The sequence below is a fragment of the Nonomuraea zeae genome (assembly GCF_005889725.1).
Taxonomy (GTDB): Bacteria; Actinomycetota; Actinomycetes; order Streptosporangiales; family Streptosporangiaceae; genus Nonomuraea; species Nonomuraea zeae.
This window is the reverse complement of sequence record NZ_VCKX01000058.1, coordinates 12,709-31,034: the sequence shown is the minus strand read 5'-3', so window position 1 is coordinate 31,034 and position 18,326 is coordinate 12,709. Positions and strand designations below refer to the sequence as shown.

Below are 18,326 nucleotides of genomic sequence, written 5' to 3'. Positions count from 1 at the left end.
TGCGTGATTCGATATCGATCCGTTCGCGATATCGCTATTAGACATCGGCTGACGGCATCTGCTTTGCTCCTGCCTTCTGACGGACGACAGCAAGGACTTCGACATGCGACACGGCCGCTACCTGGCGACCGCTCTGGCGTTCTCCCTCCTGACGGGCGGCGCCCTCACCGCGGGCCCGGCCTCGGCGGCGCCCGCCGCCCAGGCCGTCCAGGCGGGGCAGGGCCAGGTCACGAAGGAGCTGCGCGCGCTGGAGGCCTCCTTCAAGGGGCGCATCGGCGCGTACGCGATCGACACCGGGACCGGGAGGACGATCGCGTACCGGTCTGGCGAGAGCTTCCCGCTGCTGTCCACGTTCAAGGCGGTGGCGTGCGCGGCCGCGCTGAACAAGGCGCGCACCTCGGAGCCGGGGCTGATGGCGAAGGTCGTCCACTGGACGAGCGCCGAGGTGAAGGAGAACTCCCCCGCCACCGAGAAGCACGTGCGGGACGGGATGACGGTCTCCGCGCTGTGCGAGGCGGCCATCACCCTCAGCGACAACACCGCGGGCAACATGGTGCTGAAGCAGATCGGCGGCCCGGCCGGGCTGACCAGGTATTTCCGCACGCTGAAGGACCCGGTCTCCCGCCTCGACCGCTGGGAGACCGAGCTCAACGACTGGACGCCCAAGGAGAAGCGAGACACCACGACGCCCGCCGCCATGGGCCGTGACCTGCGTGCGCTCACGACCGGGTCCGCCCTCACCGCCAAGGACCGCAAGACGCTGAACGCCTGGCTGAAGGCGAACCAGACCGGCGACGCCCGCATCCGCGCCGGCCTGCCCCCGTCGTGGACCGTCGGCGACAAGACGGGCGCGAACGTGCCCGCCGGGCTCACCAACGACGTCGCCGTCGTCTGGCCGGGCAAGTCGGCCGCGCCCATCATCCTGTCGATCTACACCAACCGCTCGGCCTCGGACGCCGACGCGAGCAACCAGGCCATCGCGAAGACCGCCACCATCCTCGCCCGCGGACTCGGCAAGCTCTGATGTCACATCGGGGGACGGCAATCATCAGGCTCCTGGCCGCGGGGGCGGCCGCGGGCGTGGTCGTGGCCGGGATCACGTTCCCGGCCGTCGGGGGCGCGGGCTACGGGCTCAGGACCGCGGCCGGCGAGGTGAATCTCAGGCCGGCCGACCTGGCCGAGCCGCCCCCCGCCGAGGTCACGATCGTGCAGGACGCCGAGGGCGGCGAGATCGCGCGCTTCTACGAGGAGTACCGCGAGGTCGTCGGCCTCGACCAGGTCGCCGAGACGATGAAGACGGCGATCGTCGCGATCGAGGACTACCGCTTCTACCAGCACGGCGCGATCGACATCGAGGGGACGATCCGCGCCTTCGCCAGGAACCTCCAGGCGGGCCGGGTGAGCCAGGGCGGGTCGAGCATCACCCAGCAGTACGTCAAGCAGGTCCTGCTCAACTCGGCCGACACCGAGCAGGAGCGCAACGCGGCACTGGAGGCCAGCTACGCGCGCAAGCTCAACGAGCTGCGGTACGCCATGGGGGTCGAGAAGAAATACACCAAGGACCAGATCCTGGAGAAATACCTGAACATCGCGTACTTCGGCGCCGGGGCGTACGGCGTCGAGGCGGCGGCCAAGCGCTTCTTCGGCGTCAAGGCCGATGCGCTCACGCTGCCGCAGGCGGCGACGCTGGCCGGCGCGGTGCAGGACCCCAACGCCACCGACCCGAACCTGGGCAAGGCGCAGCGCGAGCGGCTGCTGAACCGCCGCGACGTCGTCCTGAACCGGATGGCGGAGCTGGGCAAGATCTCCCGGTCGGAGGCGGAGCAGGCGAAGGCCGCCAAACTCGGCTACAAGGGCACGCGGCTGCCCGGCGGCTGCGAGGCCAGCGACTATCCCTATTTCTGCCTGTACGTCCGCGAGGAGATCCTCAACAACTCCGACTTCGGCCGCACGGCCGAGGCGCGGTTGCAGCTGCTCAACCGCGGCGGCCTGACCATCAGGACCACGCTCGACCCGGACATGCAGGGGGCGGCGGAGCGGGCGATCAGGAAGTGGGTGCACGCCTCCGACGAGCCCGTCGCGTCCGAGGCCCTGGTCCAGCCGGGGACCGGGGAGATCAAGGCCATGGCCGCCAGCCGGACGTACGGAGGTGACGCCTCCGCGAACGAGATGTCGTACAACCTGGTCGCGGACGCCGCCCACGGCGGCGGGACCGGCTTCCAGGCGGGCTCGACGTTCAAGACGTTCACCCTGGTCACGGCGCTGACGCAGGGCATGAAGCTGGACGACGGCCTCACCGCGGGTGCCGGTTACCGGGCGCCGGAGTACTCGACGTTCAAGAACTGCAAGGGCCAGAGCATCGGCGACCCGACCCACACCGTCACCAACGACGAGGGCTCCCCCGGCTGGAAGACGCTGCGGACCGGCACCTGGGGGTCGGTGAACACGTTCTTCCTGGAGCTGGAGGAGCGGGTCGGGCTCTGCGACACGGTCACGACGGCCAAGTCGCTGGGCATCCGGCGCGCGGACGGGAAGAAGCTGCAGGAGTACGAGACGTTCACGCTCGGCATCAACGAGATGGACCCGGTGACCGTGGCCACCGCCTACGCCGCCATCGCCGCTCGCGGCGAGTACTGCGCGCCGATGGCGATCACTCGCATCACCGACCGCGACGGCAGGACCACCCGCTACCAGCCGAAGTGCCGCACGGTCCTGGACCCGGCGGTCGCGGACGCGACGGCCGACGTGCTGTCGGGCGTCTTCACCAAGGGCACGATGCGCGGCGTCGGCGGCATCGGACGGGACGCGGCGGGCAAGACGGGCACCACGGACGACTACGCCGCCGCCTGGTTCGCCGGATTCACCCCGGATCTGGCGGCTGCGGTGAGCCTCGGCGACCCGCGCGGCGCCCAGGAGCACAAGCTGACGGGGGTGACGATCGGCGGGCGGTACTACGCCCTGGTGGCCGGTGCCAGCCTGCCGGGGCCGATCTGGAAGGACACGATGGTGGCGGCGCTGAAGGGGGTGGAGCCGACGCCGTTCACGCCGGTCGACCTGTCCCGGTTCGGCGGCTGCGCCGGAAGCTGCCGCCCGGCCGCGCCGCCGGAGAGCCCGGAGGACGCTCTGGGGGATGCCCTGGGGAACTCCCCCGGCGGGAGCGCCACGCCGGGCCCCGGCCCGGACGGCGGCCCGCCGGAGTCGGAGGACGCCGGCGCCGAGCCCGACGGGGCCGGGATCCTCCCGGACGTGACCCTCCCGAACCCGGGCCGGTAACCGAACATCCCGGACGGGACTCCGGATGCGGGGCGGTCGGAGGGCGGGCCTTTCGCTCGCCCTCCATCGCTTTCTCCCGGCCGCGGAGGGCATCGGCGCTCGTCCCGGCAGGTCGATCGACCGGCCCGTCCCCATATCAAAGCGCTCCCCGACCTGCGCGGTCCCGTGATCTCACAGCCGTGCGGGCCGGAAAGACCGTCCACCACGATGCTCACGCAGCCTGCTGCTTCAGCGTCTGCTCGCGCGCCACCCGGTGCTGCCGGGTCGGCATCCCAAGCGTCGGGTACGCGACGCTCCATGCCGCGCTCTTGCAGATCAGCTCCTTGTACGCGGCGGCCAGCCGGCCGCGCAGGACCATCTGCTTGGCGCGGTCGTCGGCCGTGACGTACTGGATCAGGCCCTCCTTGCGGCCCAGTGAGATGCACTGGTTGGCGTAGCCGATCGTCTTGTCCGGGACCTTCCGGCCGGTCAGGCGCGCCGCGATGACGTCGGCGGCCAGCCAGGCGGTGGGGATTCCCGAGGCGCACGACATCCGGAGCGGCTTGTCTCCGGCGCCCATCGCCATGGCCGCGTCGCCGACGGCGTACACATCGGGGTGCGAAACCGAGCGCATGGTCCGGTCGACCACGATCTGGCCGGTGTCGGAAACCTCCAAGAGGGTCGCCTTCGCGATGGGGTGCACCGCGAAACCGGCGGTCCATACGGTGACCTCGGCCGGGATGACCCTGCCGTCGGCGGTGGTGACGTGGTCGGCTTCGACCCCGGTGACGGCGGTGTGCTCGTATGCGGTGATGCCGAGCTTGCCGAAGACCTTCCGTACATGCTCGCGGCCCTTGGGGGAGAGCCAGTCGCCGAGGCCGCCGCTGACGGCGAGGGCGACGTCGAGGTCCGGGCGGGCCTCGGCGATCTCGGTGGAGGCCTCCACGCCGGTGAGCCCGCCGCCGACCACCACCACGCTCTGCCCGGCGCCGAGGCTCGCCAGGCGCTCGCGCAGCCCGAGCGCTCCGGCACGGCCGGCGATCTGGTAGGCGTGCTCGGCGGTCCCGGGTACGGCCTGGCTGTTCCAGCCGCTGCCGAGGGCGTACACGAGGGTGTCGTACTCCAGCTCTTCCGCGCCGTTCGCGCCGGTGATGGCGACGGTCTTGCGGTCGACGTCCACGCCTGTGACCTTCGCGAGCCTCAGTTCGACGCCGGTGCCGGCGTAGATCTCGCTGAGCGGCCGGGGCCTGAGGGCCTGGCCGGTCGCCAGCTGGTGGTTGCGGACGCGCTCGACGAAGTCAGGCTCGGGGTTGACGAGGGTGATGGCCACGTCCTCGCGGCGCAGCCGCTTGGCGAGACGGCCGGCGGCGCTGGCTCCGGTGTAGCCGGCTCCGAGAACGACGATGCGGTGCTGCATTTCAGGCTCCTGTCCGGTTCGGATTTGTCACTTGAACCGGACAGCCCGCCATTTCCTGACAGGACCGCGATGTGAGACACGTCACATCACGAACAGGGGCTCTCCATGGCTTGCCGCGGCCCACTGCTCGGTGGCGCGTTCGAGCTTGTCGGGGTTCGCCTGGGTACGGCAGGCGGTGATGCCCTCGGCGGTGACCTCCAGGCACATGACGGCGACGACCCGGCCCTCCACGACGGCCACCACGGCGGGTTCGCCGTTGGCGGTCCAGGCGTAGATCTCGGGCGGGCCGCCGACGACGGCCCGCTTGGCCTCGGCGGGCTTGAACATGCTCCACATGAACTTCGCGACCGCGACGGCTCCCTCGAACGCCTTGGTGCGCGCCGGGACCTTCCCTCCGCCGTCGCCGACGGAGACGGCGTCCTTGGTGAGCAGGCGTACGAGCTCATCGGTCTGGCCGCTGGTGGCGGCGGCCAGGAACTCCTCGACGATCCGCCGGGCGGCGGCATCGTCGATCTCGGCGCGGGCCTTGCCGTACGCGACGTGCTTCTTGGCGCGGTGGAAGATCTGCTGGCTGGCCACCTCGGTGATGGAGAGGATCTCGGCGATCTCCCGGTGCGGGTAGTCGAACGCCTCCCGCAGCACGTACACCGCCCGCTCGTTGGGGGACAGGCGCTCCATGAGGGTGAGGACCGCGTACGAGACCGATTCGCGCTGCTCGGCGGTGTCGGCGGGGCCGAGCATCGGGTCGCCGGCGAGCAGCGGCTCGGGGAGCCATCGGCCCACATAGGTCTCGCGGCGCGCCCGCGCGGAGGTGAGCTGGTTGAGGCACAGGTTGGTGAGGACCTTCGTCAGCCAGGCCTCGGGGACCTCGACGCGGTCGACGTCGGCGGCCTGCCAGCGCAGGAACGTCTCCTGCACGACATCCTGAGCCTCGTCCGCGGAGCCGAGGAGACGGTAGGCGATGGCCTCGAGACGGCGCCTCGATAGCTCGAATCGGTCGACGTCATCCACCGTCAAAGGCATGACCCGATCTTAACGGCGCGTCAGCGCACGCCGCGTTCGCCTCCGGCCTCGCGTGATCGGGGCAGCGTGATCGACAACCTCCGCCGTGCCGCCTGCGGCTGCTCTACCCTACCGCCGGGGACCGGGTCCGCGCGCGGGCGGAGCCCGTGCCTCGGGGGGACGGCCGAGCGTCAGTGAGGACCGCTCGGGGCGGGAATCAGCAGGCCCACACTCCAGCAGGGCAAGGGGTGGGCGCGATGGCGAGCGGAGCGAGTAAGGGGGCGTGAGCCCCCTGGGAGGCACGTCCGGAGCCCGGCTGCGCGAAGCGCCCCTTGCGGAGGCCCGCGCAGCCGAGCCCCGAACCCGCACGCGAAGCGCGCCCCGCGCGCGGTCGGGCTCCGGACCCTCTACAGCTTGGTGAAGCAGGGCCCGTCGAAGGTGTACGACTGTGCCGTCGGACCCGTGAAGAAGTCCTTCACGACGGTCACCCCGGTGGGCGCCTTGTCGTCCACCTTGTTGATCAGCGTCTGCCGGAACGTCGACGTGTTCGGGTCGCCCGCGTAGTCGCCGGCCTCCGGGGGCAGCATGCCCTCGTAGTCCACCGTCTTGAGCGTCTTCACCGCCGCCGCCAGCCCTTTCCTGCTCACGTCCCCGCCGGCGACCATCGCGTCCAGGGCCGCCTTCATCGGGTACGCCCACGCCCACCCGGAGGTGTAGCCGTCGTTAGGCGTCACGCCGGGCAGCGCGTCGCGCATCGCCTTGTGGCCCGGCGTGTCGGCGCCCCACGGCTTGCCCGGGGACGACTGCTCGTACAGGGCCTTCAGAGCCGGCGCGGCCGGGGACTTGAGCAGCGCCGGGTTCCAGGTCGGGCCCGTGCCGATGAAGCGCCCCTTGTAGCCGGCGGCCGCCGCCTGGCCGACGATGGTGGCGGCGTCCGCCGGGCCCGTGGTGAGGATGACCAGGTCGGGCTTGTTCTTGGTGATCTCCGTGATGGCCCGGCCCTGCTCGGTGGCGCCGGACGGGGTCTCGACGTTGGTGAACGTCAGGCCGTTCTTCTCGGCGGCGATCTTGGCGCCGGCCGCCGCGTCCGCGCCGTAGTCGCCGGCCAGGTGGACGGCCATGACCGACTTCGGGCTGTACGTGTCCTTCGCGTAGTCCACGGAGTTCATGGCCTCGACGCAGTAGTTGGACCCGGTCTCGATCATCACGTCCTCGAACTCCCAGGCCGAGGTCCAGGAGGCGGGGGCGGCGACGATGCTGTTGGCCTTGAGGTCGCCGATGATGGCGGCGGTCGTGGGCGAGCCGAGCGTCTGGGCCAGGCCGAGCACCTGGTCCTTGATCTCGTTGTAGACCTGCCGGTGCACCTCCGGGTTGTACTTGTTGTCCTTGACGTACTTGGTGACGTCGACCTCGTACTTGCCGCCGATGCCGCCGGCCTTGTTGACGCGGGCCCAGAACGCCTTCTGCGCGTCGGTGATCGGCACGGCCAGCGCGGCGAAGGGGCCGGAGGTGAGGTCGGAGATCGTGCCGAGGTAGATGCACCCCTTCTTGGTGTCGACCGCTGAGGGGCACGGTTCGGTGGTGACACCTGGAGCCTGGGCGCCGCCCTTGCTGCCCTCGTCGTCCCCCCGGAAGACGCCGCACGCGGACAGAAGGGCCACTATGGCGATAAATAACGCCGTATAGCGACTCTTCATGAAAAACCCCTTCTAGTACGAAAAAGGCCAGGATTTCCAGTAGTTGCGGATCCGAATCCACAGGCCGAAGAGGCCCCGCGGCTCGAAGATGAGGAACAGCACGATCAACAGCCCGTACAGCACGGTCTCGACCTGGAACACGTTCGGCGTCTGCGTCGTGTCACCGCTCACGAACGGCACCAGCCCCGGCAGCGACCTGGTCACCGGCTGCAGCAGCGAGATGAACAGCGCCCCCGCGATCGACCCCGACACGGTGGCCACGCCCCCGATCAGGACCATCGCGATGAACTGCACCGACAGCAGCAGGCTGAACGAGCCGGGCTCCACGTATCCGGAGATCGTGTAGAGCAGGGCGCCCGCGCAGCCGGCGTAGAAGGAGCTGATGCCGAACGCCAGGACCTTATACCGGGTGAGCGGCACCCCGATGACCGCGGCCGCGATGTCCCGGTCGCGGATGGCGGCGAAGGCGCGGCCGATGCGCGAGCGCGCCAGGTTGCGGGCGGCCACGGCGAAGACGATCAGCAGGACCAGCATGAGCACGTACAGCGTCTGCTCCCTGGTCCCGAGCGGCCCGTCCTGGTCGAGGCGCACGCCGGCGAGCTGCGGGATCGCCGCCTCGCGGCCCACCCCCGGCCCGCCGGTGAGCTCCTGCCACTCCTTGAAGACGTGCTCGCCGAGGAACACCAGCCCGAGCGTCACCACGGCCAGGTACAGGCCGCGCAGCCGGGTGGCCAGCGGCGCGACGAGCACCCCGGCCGCCGCGGCGACGAGCCCGGCCGCGGGCAGCCAGATCCAGATCTCCGCGATCCCGTAGCCGAGGTTCTTGCCCCCGACGGGTCCCGACAGGGCGGCGGCGGTGTAGGCGCCGATGGCCACGAAGAAGGCGTGGCCGAGCGAGACCTGCCCGGCGTACCCGGTGACGATGTTCAGGCCGATGGCGCCGATGGCCAGCGCGTACGCCCCCGCGAGCACCTCCAGCGACCGGTCCTGCAGCAGCACCGCCAGCCCGAACGCGAGCAGCACGAGCAGCCCTGTCCACACCCGTTTGGCCCGGGTGTCGAGCAGGGACATGTCCTGGGCGTAGGAGGTGTAGAGCAGCGGCCGGCCGCGCACCTTCCGAGACCGGCCGGTCGGTATGTCAGGAGCGGCGGCGGCGTCCGCGGATCGCGTCTCGGTCATACCCGTTCGACCTCCCGGGTCCCGAACAGCCCGTACGGCCTGACCAGCAGGACGATCAGCATCACCACGTACGGCGACACGACCGCGAAGTTCTGCCCCAGCCACGGGGCGAACTCCCCCTGGTAGGACTGGAACAGCGACTCGACCACGCCCACGACCAGCCCGCCCGCCACCGCCCCGCCGAGCGAGTCGAGCCCGCCCACGATGATCGCCGGGAGCGCCTTCAGCGCGATCACCCAGGTCATCTGCTCGATGCCCTGCCCGGTGCCGACGAACATCCCGGCCACGGCGGCCAGGAACCCGGCCAGCCCCCAGGACAGCGCGAACACCGTGCCGACCGACACCCCCTGGGCCAGGGCGGTCTCCTGGTCGTAGGCCGCCGCCCGCATCGCCAGCCCGTACCTCGTGTAGCGGAAGAACGCGAACAGCAGCGCCACCAGCCCGGCCGTGACGACCAGCATGGCCAGCCAGCGCTGCTGCACGACCAGCGGCCCGAGCGACACCTGCGTGAACCCCCAGGGGTCGCCGACCTGGCGGACGTCCCTGCCGATGAAGCCGTTCACCACCACCCGCACGACCACGTCGATGCCGAGCGTGATGATCGCCACGACGAAGACGGGCCGCCCGACCATGGGCCTGATCGCGACCCGCTCGATGCCCAGCGCCACCCCGGCGATGAGCAGCGCCGACAGCAGCACAGCCGGGTAGAACCCGGTCACCTCGACCAGGTAGCTCACCGCGACGGCCCCGGCCAGCATCAGCGCGGGCTGCGCGAAGCTGATCACCCGGGTGGCCTTGTAGATGATGACGAACCCGAGCGCGAGCAGCGCGTAGACCGAGCCGTTGCCCAGTCCCCTGATGACGGACTCGAGCAGCCCCTTCACCGGGCGTACATCCCTTCGACCAGGTCCTCGAACAACTTGGCGATGGCGCTGCGCTTGACCTTCTGGGTGGCGGTCAGCTCGCCGTCCTCGTGGTCGAGCTCCTTGGGCAGGAACGCGAACCGCTTGACCTGCTCGGTCCGGGCGAACCGGCCGTTCACCTCGTCGACGATCCGCTGGACCAGCTCCCGCGTCTCCGGCTTCTCCGACAGATCGCGATAGGTCGTGTACGGCAGCCCGCGCCGCCGCGCCCACTCCCCCACCGTGTCCAGCTCGATCCCGATCAGCGCGACCAGGTACGGCCGCTGGTCCCCGATCACCACCGCTTCCTTCAGGTACGGCGACGCCTTCAGCGCGTTCTCGATCTCGCTGGGCGCGATGTTCTTGCCGCCCGCCGTGATGATGATGTCCTTCATCCGGTCGGTGATCCGCACGTGCGTGCCCTCGACGAACTCGCCCACGTCCCCGGTGTGCAGCCAGCCGTCGGCGTCGAGCACGTCGGCCGTGGCGCGCGGGTTGCGCCAGTAACCGGCGAAGTTCCCCGGATGCCGGGTCATGATCTCGCCGGTGGCCTCGTCGATCTTCAGCTCGATGCCGGGCTGCGGCTCCCCGACCGTGCCGAGGCGCACCCTGCCTGGGCGGTTGGCGGTGGCGATGGCGGTGTTTTCGCTCATCCCGTACACCTCGTGCATGGGGACGCCGATCCCCATGTAGAACTTCAGCACGCCCGGCGCGATCGGCGCGGCCCCCGAGGCGGCGTACCTGACCCGCCGCATGCCCAGCCGCTCGCGCAGCGAGCGGTAGCAGAACACCCACCCGATCGCGTACGCCGCCCGCGTCCACAGCGTGTGCCGGCCGCCCGTGCGCGCGAGCGCGTCGCCGGCCCGGTCGGCCACCCGCAGCCAGAACCGGGTGATCGCCCGCTTGACCGGAGAGGCGGACTCCAGCTTGATGTCCACCTGGGCCAGCACCTTCTCCCAGATCCGCGGCACCCCGAACAGGATCGTCGGCTGCACCTCGCGCAGGTTGGCCTGGACGGTGTCGATGGACTCGGCGAAGTTCACCTGGACGCCGGCCGCCGCGTTGAACCACACGGTGAACGCGCGCTCGGCGACGTGGCACAGCGGCAGGTAGGACAGGGTGAGGTCGCGCTCCGACGGCGGCGGCGAGGTGAAGCCGCCGCCCAGGACGAGCGTGCGGACGGCGAACTCGACGTTCCCGACGGTGAGCATCACGCCCTTGGGCGGCCCGGTGGTGCCCGAGGTGTAGATGAGCGTCATGACGTCGTCCGGCGCGACCTGCGACATGAGGCGCTCCACCGCGCCCGGCCGCTCCGCGCGGTGCTCGGCCCCCAGCGCGAGCAGCTCGGGCCAGGACATCAGGACGTCGTCGTCGTAGCGGCCGCGGATGCCGCGCGGCTCCAGGTAGACGATGCGCCGCAGCTCCGGGCACTCGCCGAGGACCGCCAGCGCCTTGTCCACCTGCTCCTGGTCCTCGGCGATCAGGACCTTGGCGCCGGAGTCGGCCAGCAGGTAGGCGACCTCGGCGGGCGGGTTGGTGGGGTAGAGGCCGACCGTGATGCCCCGGACCGCGACCGTGCCGAGATCGGCGTAGAGCCATTCAGGTCGGTTCTCGGCGTGGACGGCGACCCGGTCGCCCGGCTCCACGCCCAGCGCGAGCAGGGCGTGCGCGACGAGCTCGACCTGCGTCCAGTACGCCGCCCAGGTGACCTCCTGCCAGATGCCGAAGTCCTTGTGCCGCATGGCCACGGCGGCGGGCGCGTTCCTCGCGCGCTCGCGGACCCGGGTGACGATCGTGGCCGTCATGAGCTGCCCTGTCACTGTGGTCATGCCGTCCCTCCCAGGTACGCCTCGATGACCTTGGGATCCTGCTGCACCTCGGCCGGGCTGCCGAGCGCCACCGCGCGGCCGAAGTCGAGCACGAGCACCCGGTCGGCCAGGTCCATCACCAGCCCCATGTCGTGGTCGACCAGCACGACGGGGATGCTCAGCTCGTCCCGCACGTCCATGACGAACCTGGCCATGTCCTCGGTCTCCTCCAGGTTCATGCCGGCCACCGGCTCGTCCAGCAGGAGCAGCCGCGGCTCCATGGCCAGCGCCCGGCCCAGCTCCACACGCTTCTGGATCCCGTACGGGAGCAGCCGCACGGGATGGCGGCGCCAGGCCTCCAGCTCCAGGAAGTCGATGATCTCCTCGACCCTGGCGCGGGCGGCCAGCTCCTCGCGCCTGGCCCGGCCGTACCAGAGGAGGGCGGGCAGCGCGCCGTAGCGGAAGTGGTGGTGGCGGCCCAGCATGAGGTTGTCCAGGACGGTCAGGTTGTGGAACAGCTCGACGTTCTGGAACGTCCTGGCCAGGCCCATGGCGGCGATCTCGTACGGCCTCTTGGCCAGCAGGTCCTCGCCCAGGAACGTGACCCGGCCCCGGTCGGGCCGGTAGACGCCGGACAGCACGTTGAAGATCGACGTCTTGCCTGCGCCGTTGGGCCCGATGATCGCCAGCAGCTCGGCCTGTCCCACCTCGAAGGACACCCCGTCGACGGCCACGACGCCGGCGAAGCTCAGGTGCACGTCCTCGAACGTCAGGAGAGCCATCGCTTCCTCCGCTTGTAGTGCTTGACCTCGCGGAAGGACCGGACGGCCCCCAGGTAGAACTCCTTGATGTCCTCGTCGGCGAGCAGCTCGCGCGCCGGCTTGTCCATGACGATCTTGCCGGTTTCCATGACGTAGCCGTGCGCGGCGATGGACAGGGCCATCGTGGCGTTCTGCTCGACCAGCAGGACCGTGGTGCCCTGCCGGTTGATCTCGACGATCAGGTCGCGCACCTGCCCGACCATCGACGGCGCCAGGCCCAGGCTGGGCTCGTCGAGCAGCAGGTACGACGGCCCCGCCATGAGCGCGCGGCCGACCGCCAGCATCTGCTGCTCGCCGCCCGACAGGTAGCCCGACACGCTCCTGCGCCGCTCCCGCAACAGCGGAAACAGGCCGTACACGCGCTCCAGGTGTGACTCGCCCGCGGTGTGGCCGCCGACCTTGAGGTTCTCCTCGACGGTCAGCTCGGCCAGGATGCGGCGGCCCTCCATGACCTGGCTGACCCCGCGCCGCACGATCTGGGCGGGTTTGAGGTGGTGGATGGGCTCGCCTTCGAGGGTGACCGAGCCCTTGGTGATCTCGCCGTCGTGCACGTCGAGCAGGCCCGAGAGGGCGCGCAGCAGGGTGGTCTTGCCCGCGCCGTTCGCGCCGAGCAGGGCCACGATCGAGCCGGGCGGAACCCGGAGGCTCACTCCGCGCAGCACGAGCATCACGTCGTCATAGACGACCTCGAGGTTGCGTACTTCGAGCACGCGCGGCTCCCGGGATCGTGTGGCCTGTGTCACTCCCCCTGATGAGCACAATGTCCACGCTTGCCAGGCAGCCGACAAGGGCCCCGGCCGAAAATCGGCCGGCACTCGGGACATAAGATTTCACCTATGGCAATTTGTGAACATCTTTCTCACGCCGACGACCCGCCCGCGAAGACGCCGGAGGGGTGCGAGGAGTGCCTGGCGACCGGCGGCCGGTGGGTGCACCTGCGGCGCTGCCTGGAGTGCGGCCACATCGGCTGCTGCGACTCCTCGCCCAGCAAGCACGCCACCGCCCACTACCACGCCGTGGGGCATCCGGTGATCCAGTCGTTCGAGCCCGGCGAGAGCTGGCGCTGGTGCTTCACGGACAACCAGATGGGCTAGGACCCGCCCGCGCCGCCGCTGCGGAGCTGCGGCCTATCGCTCCATCATGGCCTCTTCGAAGTCGAGCTGCGCCATCACCTCGCGCAGCACCTCGTCGTCGAGCCGGCGCTCGTCGCGCAGCCGCACGAAGACCTCGCGCTCGGCCTGGAGCATGTCGCGGCGCAGCCGGCGGTAGAGGGAGCTGGGCGTCTCCGAGCCACCCTGGCCCGTGCCGCCGCCCAGGCGCTCCCACGCGGACAGCGAGCGCCGCCACGACTTCTCCCTGAGCTGGTCGATGACCTGCTTCTGGATCTCGTCGGGCTCGCCCTGCTCCGCGACCAGCCGCTCCAGCTCCGCCAGGCCCGCTTCGAGTGCCGCCTGCTGGGCCGCCGCCTCGGCCAGGCGGTCCTCGTACACCTCCTGATCGCTCGACACGCCGAGCCGCCTGATCAGCGTCGGGAAGGTGGTGCCCTGGATCAGCAGGGTGCCGATCACCGTGGTGAACGTCAGGAAGAGCATCATCGCGCGGTCGCGCGCCGGGATGTCGGGCGGGATGGCGAACGCGGCCGCCAGCGACACCACGCCACGCATGCCCGCCCAGCCGAGAATCACCGTCTGCTGCCTGGTCGGCGGCCGGTCGCCCCTGCGCAGCAGCCACGTCAGCGACGTGGCGGCGAGCACCCAGACGAACCTGCTGACGATCGTCACCGCCAGCACCGCCGCCGCGTAGCCCGCGACCTCCCAGGGGCTGTAGCCGGTGATGCCCTCGATCACGGTCACGAGCTGCAGCCCGATGAGCGCGAACACGATCGTCTCGAGGAAGAAGTCGGTGACCTTCCACACCGCGTCGGACACCAGCCGCGTGCCGAACCCCCGCAGGTGCATCCGGTTGCCCAGGTAGAGGCCGACGATGACCACGGCGATCACGCCCGAGGCGTGCACGGACTCCGCCGCCAGGTAGGCGGCGAACGGGATGAGCAGCATCAGCGTGTTCTCGACCAGCGAGTCGCGGGTGCGCTGGAACAGCCAGGCGAACACGAACGCCAGCGCCAGCCCGATCAGCACCCCGCCGGCCGCCGCGAACAGGAACTCCCCGACGCCTTCGAGCAGGTCCACGGTGCCGCCCACGGCCGCGCCGATGGCCACCCGGTAGAGGGTCAGCGCCGTGGCGTCGTTGAACAGGCTCTCGCCGACCAGGATCGTCAGCGCCCTGCGCGGCAGGCCGAGCCGGCGGCCCACCGCGACGGCGGCCACGGCGTCGGGCGGCGCGATGATGGCGCCGAGCGCGAAGGCCAGCGCCAGCGGCAGGTCCGGCAGCAGCAGGTGGACGACGAACCCGACGACCGCCGCGGTGAAGACCACCAGCCCGACCGACAGCAGCGCCACGGCCCGCTTGACGTCGCGCAGGCGCAGGTAGGAGCTGTCGAGCGCGGCCGAGTAGAGCAGCGGCGGCAGGAAGACGAACAGCACCAGCTCCGGCTGCAACGGCACCGCCGGGACCATCGGGGAGACCAGCAGCCCGGCGGCCACCAGCAGCAGCGGGGCCGGCCAGCCCCTGCGCCGCGCGACGGCCGCGACGGCGATCGCGCCCCCGGCCACCAGCAGCAGTTGCAGGCCCATGGTCGGATTCACCCGGCGCTCCTTCTAGCTCGGCCCGATCACCTCAGCGCGGACAGTCTCGCCGAGAGCGTACCGGCCCGGAGCAGGAGGGTGCGTCACCACTCCCTGCGGTCGCTTCTCTCGTGGTAGTCCGGCTGCTCGGGGCGCAGGCGCTCGCCGGTGGAGAACATGGGGTCGCCGACGTAGGGACGCGACATCTGCGCGTCGGGCTGCTGGGAGTGCGACGGGTACTGCTCCTGCCGGCCGAGTGCCAGCAGGGGGTCCACCGGGTTGGGTTGCGGGGCCTGGTAGGCGGCGTAGTCGTCGGCCGGGGGCGGCGCCGGCTGCCGCCGCAGCGGGGCCGTCCGGGGGCGGCCGGCGCCGGGGATGCCGTGCATGGGCGTGCCGAGCCCGGCCGTGCTCTGGCTCTCCTGCTGGACCGGCTGCTGGACGTAGTGGGGGCCGCTGAGCGGGTCGGCGGTGTACTGGGCGCCGGACTGGTACTGGGGTTCGGCCTGGTAGCGGGGCTCGGGCTGGTACTGAGGGTCCGACGCGTACGGCTGGGCCGGCGGATAGGGGTCGGCGGCCTGGGAGGGGAAGCCGAGCGGGTCGGTGCTCAGCGGCGACTGGCGGCGCGGCTCGCCCGGCAGCTGGTAGACCGGCTCGCTGTCGACGTACTGGGGGCCCGTGAAGGTGTCGGGCTGGGCGTAGTGCGGGCCGCTGAGCGGGTCGCCGGAGTATTGGGGCCCGCTGAAGGGATCACCCGTGTACTGCGGCCCGCTGAAGGGGTCGCCGGCGTACTGGGGCTGCGGGGCGGTCGACTCGACGTACTGGGGGCCGGTGAAGGGCACCCGGTCGCCGTAGGCCGGAGTCGCGTCCCTGGGGGCCGTGCTCTCGCCGTACGAGGCCACCAGCTTGTCCTGGTGGGGCGGCGGGGTGCCTCTGGCCACGAGGACGTCGTTGGGCGACAGGGCGGCCGTGGGCCTGTCGTCGGACTGCGGCGGTTGCGGAGCGTGCTGACCGGGCCGCTGATATTGCCCGGTGCCGGGAATGACCTCGGTGCCCGGATCGTGCGCGGGCACGGCGGGCTGCTCGCCCGTGGCCTCCGCGAAACCGTCGTCGAGCGTGTCGAGCAGCCGGCCGACGTCCTCCATCGGCATGCGGAAGCTCGCTGTGCACATCTCGCCCCGCCACAGGCTGAGGACCAGCGTGCCCTCGTGCCACGTGACGCGGAGACACCGCTCCTGACCTCGTGCATCGAAGAAGACTTCGCCGAACGACGGCAACGGGACAACTTCCGACATGGCAGACATACTGCTTTAACCAGCCTTTATTCGTCCACTCAACCCCGGAAAACCCTACTCAACCGGCCTTCCCATCTACACCGGGAACCCCTTCGGTCACACCCAGTTAAGATCCAAGCGGACCAGTTGGAGTTCCGATCGCCCAGTGTGCCACGCGAGCCGTCACGACGATTCGTGAACGCCGGGATGCGTCTGGCCGATCACACCGCGTTCGGCACGGCGACCCTGGATTGCGGGTAGCGTTTACTGCCGTGCCGGACTCCCATCTCCCGTCAGTGGACGAACTGCTCAGCATCGCGGTCAGCGCTCTCGGAGGGAGCGAACGGCAGGGCCAGATCACGATGGTCCAGGCCGTGCAGAAGGCCATCGACGACGAGGAGCATCTGGCCGTCCAGGCCGGCACCGGCACCGGCAAGTCGCTGGCCTACCTCGTGCCCGCGATCCGGCACGCGATGGACAGCGAGACGCCCGTCGTGATCTCCACGGCCACGATCGCGCTGCAGCGCCAGCTCGTCGACCGCGACCTCCCGAGGCTGTCGGAGGCGCTGGCCAAGGAGCTGCCGCACGAGCCGACGTTCGCGATACTCAAGGGCCGGCGCAACTACCTGTGCCGCTACAAGGCGACGGCGGGCTGGCCCGAGGAGGACGAGCAGGACCAGCTCTTCGACCCGCGCGAGGTGAGCGCGACCGGCCGCATGGTGCAGCGCATCCAGGAGTGGGCCGAGGAGACCGAGACCGGCGACCGCGACGAGCTGGTGCCGGGGGTGAGCGAGCAGGCGTGGCGGCAGTTCTCGGTGAGCGCGCAGGAGTGCCTGGGCGCCACCCGCTGCCCGAGCGGGGCCGAGTGCTTCGCCGAGCTGTCCAGGGCGCGGGCGGGCGAGGTGGACGTGGTGGTCACCAACCACGCGCTGCTCGCCATCGACGCCATGGGCGACCTCCCGGTGCTGCCCGAGCACGAGGTCGTGGTCGTGGACGAGGCCCACGAGCTGGTCGACCGGGTGACCTCGGTGGTGACCTCGGAGCTGTCCGACACCTCGGTGCTGCTGGCGGTGCGCCGGGTCGGCCGGCTGATCGAGCAGCCGATCGCCGACCAGCTCATGGAGGCCGGCGAAGACCTCAAGGCGCTGCTGGCCGCCGCGCCGCCCGGCCGTATCGACGAGCTGCCGCAGGTGCTCGGGCTGACGCTGGCGCTGGTGCGCGACACCGCCTGGCGGTGCATCACCGCGCTGGGGCCGCGCAACGCCGACAAGGACGACCCGGACAAAGCGGGCCAGCGTAAGGCGGCCTTCACGGCGCTGGACGAGGTCCACGACACGGCCGTGCGCATGCTGGAGGCCTACGGGCACGCCTCCGAGACCGACCGGGCCGAGGTGGTCTGGCTCGACGCGGGCACCGACCGGCGCCCGCCCGCGCTGCGCGTGGCGCCGCTGAGCGTCAGCGGCATGCTGCGCGACAAGCTGTTCGGCGAGCGCACGGTCGTCCTGACCTCCGCCACGCTCGCCCTCGGGGGGACGTTCGACGGGCTGGCCGCGCAGTGGGGGCTCGGCGACAGCAAGAGCTGGCAGGGCATCGACGTGGGCTCGCCGTTCGACCACCCGCGGGCGGGCATCCTGTACGTCGCCAAGCACCTGCCCCAGCCGGGCCGCGACGGGCTTCCACAGCAGTACCTCGACGAGATCACGGAGCTGATCGAGGCGGCCGGCGGGCGCACGCTTGGCCTGTTCTCCTCGATGCGCGCCGCCAAGGCCGCCACCGAGGCGCTGCGCGAGCGGCTGGACGTGCCGCTGCTGTGCCAGGGCGACGACTCCACGATGCTGCTGGTCAAGCAGTTCGCCGAAGACGAGGCGACGTGCCTGTTCGGGACGCTGTCGCTGTGGCAGGGCGTGGACGTGCCTGGGCCCTCGCTGCGGCTGGTCATCATCGACCGGGTGCCCTTCCCCCGGCCCGACGACCCGCTCACCTCGGCCAGGCAGCGCCATGTGGCGGCCAAGGGCGGCAACGGGTTCATGGCGGTGGCCGCCAACCACGCCGCCCTCCTGCTGGCCCAGGGCGCGGGCCGGCTGCTGCGCGCCCAGGACGACAAGGGCGTGATCGCGGTCCTGGACCCCCGGCTGGCCACGGCCCGCTACAGCGGTTTCCTCCTGGGCTCCCTGCCGCCGTTCTGGCGCACCACGGACCCGGCCATCCCCAGAGCAGCCCTGAAGCGCCTGTCCACGGAAGGCTGACTCCCCGCCGCCCGCTCCCGGCCCGGTCACGTACGGGTCAGTCGGCG

At 71.0% G+C, this 18,326-nt stretch carries 14 protein-coding genes; 4 read left to right on the top strand and 10 right to left on the bottom strand.

What is annotated here, in order from left to right:
- Positions 1-103: 103 nt before the first annotated feature.
- Together bla and ETD85_RS20270 are read left to right on the top strand one after the other, a co-directional pair.
- Positions 104-1,024 carry a class A beta-lactamase gene (gene bla, locus ETD85_RS20275; protein WP_138691309.1) on the top strand — a complete coding sequence of 307 codons (921 nt, stop codon included), beginning with the start codon at positions 104-106 and terminating at the stop codon, positions 1,022-1,024.
- Positions 1,024-3,273, top strand: a complete 2,250-nt coding sequence (locus ETD85_RS20270; protein ID WP_138691308.1) for a transglycosylase domain-containing protein — start codon at positions 1,024-1,026, stop codon at positions 3,271-3,273. Before bla ends, ETD85_RS20270 begins: the two co-directional genes overlap by 1 nt.
- A gap of 211 nt (positions 3,274-3,484) precedes the next feature.
- Here the strand turns inward: ETD85_RS20270 and ETD85_RS20265 are convergent, their stop codons facing one another.
- The 8 genes from ETD85_RS20265 to ETD85_RS20230 all read right to left on the bottom strand — a co-directional run bounded on the left by ETD85_RS20265 (position 3,485) and on the right by ETD85_RS20230 (position 12,788).
- A complete protein-coding gene (locus ETD85_RS20265; protein WP_138691307.1) occupies positions 3,485-4,669 on the bottom strand; it encodes an NAD(P)/FAD-dependent oxidoreductase in 1,185 nt (394 codons plus the stop codon).
- A gap of 81 nt (positions 4,670-4,750) precedes the next feature.
- Positions 4,751-5,692 (bottom strand): RNA polymerase sigma factor SigJ, encoded by a 942-nt coding sequence (gene sigJ / locus ETD85_RS20260; RefSeq protein ID WP_138691306.1) that lies wholly within the window; start codon positions 5,690-5,692, stop codon positions 4,751-4,753.
- A 386-nt stretch (positions 5,693-6,078) separates the two neighbouring features.
- Positions 6,079-7,368: an ABC transporter substrate-binding protein gene (locus ETD85_RS20255; RefSeq protein ID WP_138691305.1), complete on the bottom strand. Its 1,290-nt coding sequence runs from the start codon at positions 7,366-7,368 to the stop codon at positions 6,079-6,081.
- 12 nt (positions 7,369-7,380) lie between these two features.
- Positions 7,381-8,547 (bottom strand): branched-chain amino acid ABC transporter permease, encoded by a 1,167-nt coding sequence (locus tag ETD85_RS20250; protein ID WP_206058421.1) that lies wholly within the window; start codon positions 8,545-8,547, stop codon positions 7,381-7,383.
- Positions 8,544-9,431 carry a branched-chain amino acid ABC transporter permease gene (locus tag ETD85_RS20245; RefSeq protein WP_138691304.1) on the bottom strand — a complete coding sequence of 296 codons (888 nt, stop codon included), beginning with the start codon at positions 9,429-9,431 and terminating at the stop codon, positions 8,544-8,546. Before ETD85_RS20245 ends, ETD85_RS20250 begins: the two co-directional genes overlap by 4 nt.
- Positions 9,428-11,278, bottom strand: coding sequence for an AMP-dependent synthetase/ligase (locus ETD85_RS20240; RefSeq protein ID WP_138691303.1), 1,851 nt, complete (start codon positions 11,276-11,278; stop codon positions 9,428-9,430). The genes ETD85_RS20245 and ETD85_RS20240 overlap by 4 nt, the downstream gene beginning before the upstream one ends.
- Positions 11,275-12,039, bottom strand: coding sequence for an ABC transporter ATP-binding protein (locus ETD85_RS20235; protein ID WP_138691302.1), 765 nt, complete (start codon positions 12,037-12,039; stop codon positions 11,275-11,277). The genes ETD85_RS20240 and ETD85_RS20235 overlap by 4 nt, the downstream gene beginning before the upstream one ends.
- Complete coding sequence (locus ETD85_RS20230; RefSeq protein WP_138691301.1) at positions 12,027-12,788, bottom strand: ABC transporter ATP-binding protein; 762 nt, start codon at positions 12,786-12,788, stop codon at positions 12,027-12,029. Before ETD85_RS20230 ends, ETD85_RS20235 begins: the two co-directional genes overlap by 13 nt.
- Before the next feature lie 126 nt (positions 12,789-12,914).
- Here ETD85_RS20230 and ETD85_RS20225 point away from each other — a divergent pair, with 126 nt between their 5' ends.
- The gene (locus ETD85_RS20225; protein WP_138691300.1) at positions 12,915-13,172 is read left to right on the top strand and encodes a UBP-type zinc finger domain-containing protein; all 258 of its coding nucleotides are present in this window, start codon (positions 12,915-12,917) and stop codon (positions 13,170-13,172) included.
- A gap of 33 nt (positions 13,173-13,205) precedes the next feature.
- On the opposite strand, the gene ETD85_RS20220 is transcribed toward ETD85_RS20225, so the two are convergent.
- Positions 13,206-14,783, bottom strand: coding sequence for a Na+/H+ antiporter (locus ETD85_RS20220; RefSeq protein ID WP_240779260.1), 1,578 nt, complete (start codon positions 14,781-14,783; stop codon positions 13,206-13,208).
- Between the two features lie 83 nt (positions 14,784-14,866).
- Positions 14,867-16,054: a hypothetical protein gene (locus tag ETD85_RS20215; RefSeq protein ID WP_138691299.1), complete on the bottom strand. Its 1,188-nt coding sequence runs from the start codon at positions 16,052-16,054 to the stop codon at positions 14,867-14,869.
- A 251-nt stretch (positions 16,055-16,305) separates the two neighbouring features.
- Between ETD85_RS20215 and ETD85_RS20210 the strand changes: the two genes are divergently transcribed.
- Entirely contained in the window at positions 16,306-18,279 is a 1,974-nt protein-coding gene (locus ETD85_RS20210; protein ID WP_138691298.1) for an ATP-dependent DNA helicase, read from the top strand.
- Positions 18,280-18,326: the final 47 nt, after the last annotated feature.